Here is a 2,057-nt window from a genome sequence, read left to right as displayed (position 1 = left end):
GAGTCCCGGAAACGCGCCCTTGAGGCGCAAATGCAGGCCATCCAAGCTCGGCAGAAAGAGCGTTCCCGGAAAGATGATACCCGTCATAAGGTGTTGGTTGGTGCGGCTATTTTAGCCGAGGCCGAGAAGAACCCTGCAGCCAAGCAACGCCTCATGGCGTTGCTTGACCAGAACCTTACACGGGATATCGACCGCGCTGTGTTCGACCTGGCTCCGAAGGCCGAGGCTTAACCCCNTTCCACTGGGTAGGGGGGGCTACGGAAACCATGAGGCTGTCGATTGGACCAGTCGATTCGCCAGGAACGCGTAACGACTGGTCCAATCGCCTCTCCGTGTATTATTTTTCCGGCTTGGGGGCTGCTTCCTTTCGGGTCGTGTGCATCTTTGAAACTGCCATCCCGACCATAGACGCGGTCGCAGGACCGTTGTTGCCGGTGGCTGTGTAAACCGCCTGAACGACTGCGGATCCCAGTACAGGGTCGGCTGCGGCTGTTTTCAGGATCAGAGTAGGGTCTTTGGTCAAGGCTGTCTCTTGTGCAGTAACTTTGGCGAGTTGCGCCTCGAGCTTTGCCTTTTGGCGGGCCAGGATTTCAGCAGGGGTGGTAGTCATAGCAATTCTCCAATTTTTTCCGGTCTAAATTTATGATAAACAAAGGATATTGTCAATGGTTTAAAATTTTCTTTGTAAAAACAAAGGATATTTTCAATGATTTAAAATTTTCTTTGTAAAAACAAGGGCTTATTCGTAAGCGTCGTCTGAGGGCTACCTTGCCGGTGGCGCCGTTATCGGCCTGAATATCGCGCTCGGATCGAGCGTGGCGTGACTGGCAGAGTGGTGGTGCTGGCCAAGGGGCGGCGGAGAAAGCCATCGATGTCTTCGCTGCCAAATACGGCGCCAAATATCCCAAGGCGGTTGAATGCCTGGAAAAGGACCGCCACCCCTTGCTTGCCTTCTACGATTTTCCCGCCGAGCATTGGGTGCATTTGCGCACGACCAAACCCATTGAAAGCGTCTTTGCCACCGTCCGGACCAAGGGGGCCTTGTCGGCGACGACCGCCAAGCTGATGGTTTTCAAGCTGGTCATGGCCGCCGCCAAAACCTGGCGTCGTCTCAAGGGCGAAAATCAGTTGCCCAAGCTCATCAGTGGCATCAAATTCATTGACGGTGTCCAGAGCCCCGAGGCCGTTTCTCAAACCGCCGCCTGATCGGAGCCCGTCACCCAAATTCCCGCATAGCTCCTTTGATCTCCGGCAAGGTGGTTGTGCTCCGTGTCTTCTCTGTTGGAGGGGAAACCATGAGGGTGTCGATTCTCCAGGGACACGTAAACCCGCAAAATTAGCCATTTCCAGAGGGCGTTACATGCCCGACTGGATCCCTCTGTGCCAACGTCCTTGCGACACAATGAAGGGTGTCGTTTAGTGAGCTTGGCGCAGAGGATCTGATTAATGAAGACGGTGACAACGGCGATTGTAGTTGACGGGAACGTTTCACCCCCCCTTCCTGATCCGGAGGTGGCGATGAAGGCGCAGCGGCGAACGTTTACGGCGGCCTATAAACTGGCGGTTCTTGCCGAGCTTGATTGCGCCAAGGCAGGAGAGACCGGTGCGATTCTGCGCCGTGAAGGGCTGTATTCATCGTCCCTGGTGACATGGCGGCGTCAGCGCAAACAGGGACTGCTCCAGCCCCAGGCCCCGGTCCGGCGCGGGCCTCCCGCCGCGCGGAAGAGCGATGGAGCGCAGGAACTCGACCGGCTGCGCCGCGAGAATGCCCGGCTGGAGCGGCACTTGGCCAAGGCCCACCTGATCATTGGAATCCAAAAAAAGCTGCGCAACTCCTGGCGATCGATCTGGGCCGGAGCGACGACGAGAGCTGACGGCCCTTGTCGCCGAAGCGCCTGGCGGACTGCGTCAGGCGGTATGTTCTGCCTTGGGGCTGGCGCGGGCCACCTTCCATCGCCTCCGCCATGGGCCGGTCCAAGGCCCCCCTCTGCCCCGCCGACNGGCTCGCGCCCTGACGGCCGCCGAGCGGACCGGGGTGCTGGCGGTGCTGCACGAGG

Annotated in this window: 3 protein-coding genes and 1 pseudogene; 3 read left to right on the top strand and 1 reads right to left on the bottom strand. The window is 58.3% G+C overall.

Annotated features, from left to right (window positions below; genetic code table 11):
- On the top strand, positions 1-231 hold a 231-nt coding region (locus PHAMO_RS19680; protein WP_040566048.1), incomplete at its 5' end, for a hypothetical protein.
- A 106-nt stretch (positions 232-337) separates the two neighbouring features.
- Here the strand turns inward: PHAMO_RS19680 and PHAMO_RS01615 are convergent.
- The gene (locus PHAMO_RS01615; protein ID WP_002725747.1) at positions 338-610 is read right to left on the bottom strand and encodes a hypothetical protein; all 273 of its coding nucleotides are present in this window, start codon (positions 608-610) and stop codon (positions 338-340) included.
- Between the two features lie 224 nt (positions 611-834).
- On the opposite strand from PHAMO_RS01615, the pseudogene PHAMO_RS01610 reads away from it, so the two are divergent.
- A pseudogene (locus PHAMO_RS01610) lies at positions 835-1,206 on the top strand (transposase); the annotation flags it as partial.
- A gap of 240 nt (positions 1,207-1,446) precedes the next feature.
- A partial coding sequence (locus PHAMO_RS19205) for a transposase (protein WP_155801481.1) occupies positions 1,447-2,057 on the top strand: 611 nt, incomplete at its 3' end.

Origin of the sequence: Magnetospirillum molischianum DSM 120 (assembly GCF_000294655.1) — a bacterium.
Lineage (GTDB): Bacteria > Pseudomonadota > Alphaproteobacteria > Rhodospirillales > Magnetospirillaceae > Phaeospirillum > Phaeospirillum molischianum.
This window is presented reverse-complemented; position numbering and strand designations above follow the sequence as displayed.